Origin of the sequence: Pseudomonas protegens, from assembly GCF_003732485.1 — a bacterium.
GTDB classification, from domain to species: Bacteria; Pseudomonadota; Gammaproteobacteria; order Pseudomonadales; family Pseudomonadaceae; genus Aquipseudomonas; species Aquipseudomonas protegens_B.
In genome coordinates this window covers 67,048-72,603 of the sequence record NZ_MOAK01000088.1, presented here as the reverse complement: position 1 = coordinate 72,603, position 5,556 = coordinate 67,048, and the positions used below count along the sequence as shown (strand labels likewise).

Annotated in this window: 6 protein-coding genes; 5 read left to right on the top strand and 1 reads right to left on the bottom strand. The window is 62.7% G+C overall.

Going from position 1 to position 5,556, the window contains the following annotated elements; genetic code table 11:
• The coding region (locus tag BLX41_RS31700) for a prevent-host-death protein (RefSeq protein ID WP_123728047.1) at positions 1-207 on the top strand (207 nt) is incomplete at its 5' end.
• Positions 208-221: 14 nt separating this feature from the next.
• The gene (locus BLX41_RS31695; protein ID WP_025131511.1) at positions 222-566 is read left to right on the top strand and encodes a type II toxin-antitoxin system RelE/ParE family toxin; all 345 of its coding nucleotides are present in this window, start codon (positions 222-224) and stop codon (positions 564-566) included.
• Between the two features lie 378 nt (positions 567-944).
• Here BLX41_RS31695 and aspA read toward each other — a convergent pair whose 3' ends face one another.
• The gene (gene aspA, locus BLX41_RS31690; RefSeq protein ID WP_123728046.1) at positions 945-2,369 is read right to left on the bottom strand and encodes an aspartate ammonia-lyase; all 1,425 of its coding nucleotides are present in this window, start codon (positions 2,367-2,369) and stop codon (positions 945-947) included.
• A 181-nt stretch (positions 2,370-2,550) separates the two neighbouring features.
• On the opposite strand from aspA, the gene BLX41_RS31685 reads away from it, so the two are divergent.
• From BLX41_RS31685 to BLX41_RS31675, 3 genes are all read left to right on the top strand, one after another.
• A complete protein-coding gene (locus tag BLX41_RS31685; RefSeq protein WP_185073885.1) occupies positions 2,551-3,465 on the top strand; it encodes a LysR substrate-binding domain-containing protein in 915 nt (304 codons plus the stop codon).
• A 522-nt stretch (positions 3,466-3,987) separates the two neighbouring features.
• A complete protein-coding gene (purE, locus tag BLX41_RS31680; protein ID WP_016967060.1) occupies positions 3,988-4,479 on the top strand; it encodes a 5-(carboxyamino)imidazole ribonucleotide mutase in 492 nt (163 codons plus the stop codon).
• An 11-nt stretch (positions 4,480-4,490) separates the two neighbouring features.
• The coding region (locus BLX41_RS31675) for a 5-(carboxyamino)imidazole ribonucleotide synthase (protein WP_123728059.1) at positions 4,491-5,556 on the top strand (1,066 nt) is incomplete at its 3' end.

Below are 5,556 nucleotides of genomic sequence, written 5' to 3'. Positions count from 1 at the left end.
GATCTGCCTTTAGAGGAGCCAATGGTCGTTACGCAAAACGGTGTGCCTGTTTACGTTGTCGAGTCTTACGTTGAGCGTAAGCGCCGCGACGAGGCAGTGGCGTTGGTGAAATTGCTCGCAGTCAGTTCGCGCGAGTACGCCCAAGGCAAGCATTGTTCGACTGATGAGCTGAAGGCCCGCTTAAGCAAGAGGTTTGCCCACAAATAAAAAAGGTGGGGTAGATGCCAACACTGACAATCCGCTACACCGAAACCGCACAGCAAAGCATTGAAGACCAGATCGTGCATCTGGCCGACTATAGCGACCTTAAGTCTGCCTTTGAGCGGTTGGAAGCTGTGATTGACGCTCTTCAGGACAAGCTCTTGTCCGCCCCGCTAGGCTACCCAGTCAGCCCTCAAGCAAGCGATTTGGGCATCTTGCATTACCGTGAGCTCAACACCGATGGATACCGGGTGTTCTACGAAATCGTGGATGCGGATCAGGCGATCGTGATTGGGCTGGTGCTGCGGGATAAGCAAAGCGTCGAGCAGGCACTTATTCGTTACTGTCTGCTGCATACCGATTGACGATTGTGGGTGTGAGCCGTCCGCTGTGGTGTTGGGGCGTGTCACCCGCACTCGGTCCGGGAAGGGGTCTTGCCAATACGTTCAAATTGGATTCACACGTTCGCCACTCTCCATCCCGCTCGCCATTTCGAAAGATGAAGGGGGAGAGGGGGCAGCGCTGCGTCTGTCATAAACGAAAATGTGCATAGCTTCCGCGCTATCACGGCGCTCCATCAAGGGGCGGCGCTGAAAAATAGGCGGTCTTGCTTCTGGGTTTCCGGGACTTTGTGAGGAGCCAAAAAAAAGGGCCTGGAGACGTATCTCCAAGCCCTCAAAAGGTGAGAGGTGTCTAGTCCCTCAACCTGGTGAGCGGTGTTGCATGTTTCGGTGTCGCGACGGTTAGGCTTTCAGCGGAACCAGACGCGGGGCAATCATGTTTTCCGGACGCAGGATGTCGTCGAGCATGGCGTCGTCCAGCAGGCCTTCTTCGCGCACCAGTTCCAGTACGCCACGGCCACTTTCCAGGGCGATGCGGGCGATACGGGTGGCGTTTTCATAGCCGATGTACGGGTTCAGCGCGGTGACCAGGCCGATGGAGTGCTCCACCAGTTCGCGGCAACGGGTTTCGTTGGCGGTGATACCGGTGATGCAGTGCTCGCGCAGCATGTCCATGGCGCGTTGCAGCAGGCGGATCGAGTCGAAGATCTTGAAGGCGATCAACGGCTCCATCACGTTCAGTTGCAGCTGGCCGCCTTCGGCCGCCATGGTCAGGGCCAGGTCGTTGCCGATAACTTGGAACGCTACCTGGTTCACGGCTTCCGGGATCACCGGGTTGACCTTGCCGGGCATGATCGAGCTGCCTGGCTGACGCGCTGGCAGGTTGATTTCGTTGATGCCGGTGCGTGGGCCGCTGGACAGCAGGCGCAGGTCGTTGCAGATCTTCGACAGCTTCACCGCGGTACGCTTGAGCATGCCGGAGAACAGCACGAAGGCGCCCATGTCGGAAGTGGCTTCGATCAGGTCGGCAGCTGGAACAACCGGCTGGCCGCTGATGACGGCCAGGCGTTGCACGGCCAGGGCCTGGTAACGCGGGTCGGCGTTGATGCCGGTACCAATGGCGGTGCCGCCCAGGTTGACTTCGGTCAGCAGCTCGGGAGCCAGGGTCTTCAGGCGCGCCAGGTCTTCACCCAGAGTGGTGGCGAAGGCGCGGAATTCCTGGCCGAGGGTCATCGGCACGGCGTCTTGCAGCTGGGTACGGCCCATTTTCAGGACGTGGCCGAATTCTTCACCCTTGGCGGCGAACGACTGGATCAGGCTGTCGAGGCTGGCCAGCAGGGCGTCGTGACCCAGCAGCAGACCCAGGCGGATCGCGGTCGGGTAGGCGTCGTTGGTGGACTGCGCCATGTTCACGTCGTTGTTCGGGTGCAGGTACTGGTATTCGCCCTTGCTGTGGCCCATGGCCTCCAGCGCGATGTTGGCGATGACTTCGTTGGCATTCATGTTGGTTGAAGTGCCAGCGCCGCCTTGAATCATGTCCACCACGAACTCATCGTGGAAATCGCCGCGGATCAGACGGGCACAAGCTTCGCTGATGGCAGCGTGCTTGGCTTCGCTGAGCTGACCCAGCTCGCGGTTGGCGTCAGCAGCTGCCTGCTTGACCATTGCCAGGCCGACCACCAATTTCGGGTAATGCGAAATCGGAACGCCGGAGAGGCGGAAGTTGTTCACCGCTCGCAGGGTCTGGATGCCGTAATACGCTTGAGCCGGTACTTCGAGTACGCCAAGCAGGTCTTTTTCGGTGCGGAATGATGCAGCGGAGGACATGACGAAGATCATCTCGGTAGGGACCCGGTCTGTGCCGGGAACGCTGCGAATCCTAGGCCGAAGGGAATTTTTGGGCCAATGCTGTTAAACACTGGGCTATGCATATTCGGCATAATGGCGGTGTGACGCCGGGTTGCCGGCGAGCGTGCGACCTAAAATGGTGCGTGTCCGGGAGGACGTGATGAATCTGGAAAGCAAATGGCTCGAGGACTTCAGTGCCCTGGCCGCCACCCGCAGCTTTTCCCAGGCTGCCGAGCGACGTTTCGTGACCCAGCCGGCGTTCAGTCGGCGCATCCGCAGCCTGGAAGCGGCCCTGGGCCTGACCCTGGTCAACCGCTCGCGCACGCCGGTGGAGCTGACGGCAGCGGGGCAGTTGTTCCTGGTGACCGCGCGCACCGTGGTCGAACAGCTCGGCGAGGTGGTGCGCCACCTGCACCACCTGGAAGGCGGGCAGGGTGAAGTGATGCAGGTAGCGGCGGCCCACTCCCTGGCGCTGGGCTTCTTCCCGCGCTGGATCGCCCAGTTGCGCAACGAAGGGCTGAGCATCGCCACACGGCTGGTGGCCACCAACGTCGGCGATGCGGTGCATGCCCTGCGTGAAGGCGGTTGCGACCTGATGCTGGCCTTCTATGACCCGGATGCCGCCCTGCAGATGGATTCGGAAATCTTCCCCTCGCTGCACCTGGGGCACACCGAGATGCTCCCGGTGTGCGCCGCCGATGCCCAGGGCAAGCCGTTGTTCGACCTGGAGGGCGAGGCCAGCGTGCCGCTCTTGGCCTATAGCGCCGGGGCTTTCCTTGGCCGTTCGGTGAACCTGCTGCTGCGCCAGCGCAACCTGCGTTTCACCACTGTTTATGAAACCGCCATGGCCGACAGCCTCAAGAGCATGGCTTTGGAGGGGCTGGGCATTGCCTGGGTGCCGCAACTGAGCGTGCGTGCCGAACTGGCCAGGGGCGAACTGGTGGTGTGCGGCGGCGCTCAATGGCATGTGCCGCTGGAGATTCGCCTGTACCGCTGCGCCCTGGTGCGCAAGGCCAACGTGCGCTTGCTCTGGCGCAAGCTGGAAGGCGCCGCCGCCCAAGCCGCGGCCGTGTAGGAGCCGGCTTGCCGGCGAAGGCGTCGGCGGGGATGGCGGTGATTGCAGGGCGGGCCTCTTCGCTGGCAAGCCAGCTCCTACGGGAGATGGGCGCAGGTTTTTTGTAGGAGCCGGCTTGCCGGCGAAGGCGTCGGCGGGGATGGCGGTGATTGCAGGGCGGGCCTCTTCGCTGGCAAGCCAGCTCCTACGGGAGATAGGCGCAGGTTTTTTTGTAGGAGCCGGCTTGCCGGCGAAAGCGTCGGCCGGGAGGGTGGTGATCGCCGGGCTAGCCTCTTCGCTGGCAAGCCAGCTCCTACGAGGCGGGCGGGATTGACCTTGGAGTCAATAAAACCGGGGTTTTGCGCTGGAAATACTTTGTTTTGCAGATGGTCGGCGAAAGTGCGTTTGCTGCGGCTTTTTCGGTATACTGCGCGGCCTTCGGCCGGTTCGTCCGGTCATTTTTCGTACAACAAAGCCACGCATTTTCGCGTGGCTTGTTGTTTTTGACGCGCCTGCGGGCGCCCAGAGAGAAGAGGCACGACGATGAGTGCACTGGTTGGCGTGATCATGGGCTCCAAGTCCGATTGGTCCACCCTTAGCCACACCGCCGATATGCTGGAAAAGCTCGGCATCCCTTACGAGGTGAAGGTGGTGTCCGCACACCGCACCCCGGACCTGCTGTTCCAGTACGCCGAAGAGGCTGAGGCGCGTGGCATCGAGGTGATCATCGCCGGTGCCGGCGGCGCGGCGCACTTGCCGGGCATGTGCGCAGCCAAGACCCACCTGCCGGTGCTGGGCGTGCCGGTGCAGTCGTCGATGCTCTCGGGCGTGGATTCGCTGCTGTCCATCGTACAGATGCCGGCCGGCATCCCCGTGGCCACCCTGGCCATCGGCAAGGCTGGGGCAATCAACGCCGCCCTGCTCTCGGCGAGCATCCTGGGCGCCAAGCACCCGCAATTCCACGCGGTGCTGAAAAAATTCCGTGCTGAACAGACAGACAGCGTCCTGGACAATCCAGACCCGCGCGTCGCCTGAGGTTGTTGACGATGAAGATCGGTGTAATCGGTGGCGGCCAGCTGGGCCGCATGTTGGCCCTGGCGGGGACTCCGCTGGGAATGAACTTCGCTTTCCTCGACCCGGCGCCGGATGCCTGTGCCGCCCCTCTGGGCGAACACCTGCGGGCCGACTACGGGGACCAGGACCACCTGCGCCAGCTGGCCGATGAAGTGGACCTGGTGACCTTCGAATTCGAGAGCGTGCCGGCGGAAACCGTGGCCTTCCTCTCGCAGTTCGTGCCGGTCTACCCGAGCGCCGAAGCCCTGCGCATCGCCCGCGATCGCTGGTTCGAGAAGAGCATGTTCAAGGACCTGGGGATTCCTACTCCGGAGTTCGCCGACATCCAGTCCCAGGCGGATCTCGACGCCGCCGTGGCGCGCATCGGCCTGCCGGCCGTGCTCAAGACCCGCACCCTGGGTTACGACGGCAAGGGCCAGAAGGTCCTGCGCAGCGCCGCCGACGTCGCAGGCACCTTCGCCGAACTGGGCAGCGTACCTTGCCTGCTGGAAGGCTTCGTGCCCTTCACCGGTGAAGTCTCGCTGATCGCCGTGCGCGCCCGAGACGGTGAAACCCGTTTCTACCCGCTGGTGCACAACACCCACGACAGCGGCATCCTGCGCCTGTCGGTGGCCAGCAGCGACCACCGGTTGCAGGCCCTGGCCGAGGACTACTCCAGCCGCGTGCTCAAGCAGTTGGATTACGTCGGCGTCATGGCGTTCGAGTTCTTCGAAGTGGACGGCGGCCTCAAGGCCAACGAGATCGCTCCGCGGGTGCACAACTCCGGGCACTGGACCACCGAAGGCGCCGAGTGCAGCCAGTTCGAAAACCACCTGCGGGCGGTGGCCGGCCTGCCCCTGGGCTCCACGGCCAAGGTTGGTGAGAGCGCCATGATCAACTTCATCGGCGAAGTGCCGCCGGTGGACAAGGTCATCGCCATCGACGACTGCCACCTGCATCACTACGGCAAGGCCTTCAAGGTCGGGCGCAAGGTCGGCCACGCCAACCTGCGCTGCGCCGATCAGGCGACGTTGCAAGCGCAGATCCTCAAGGTGCAAG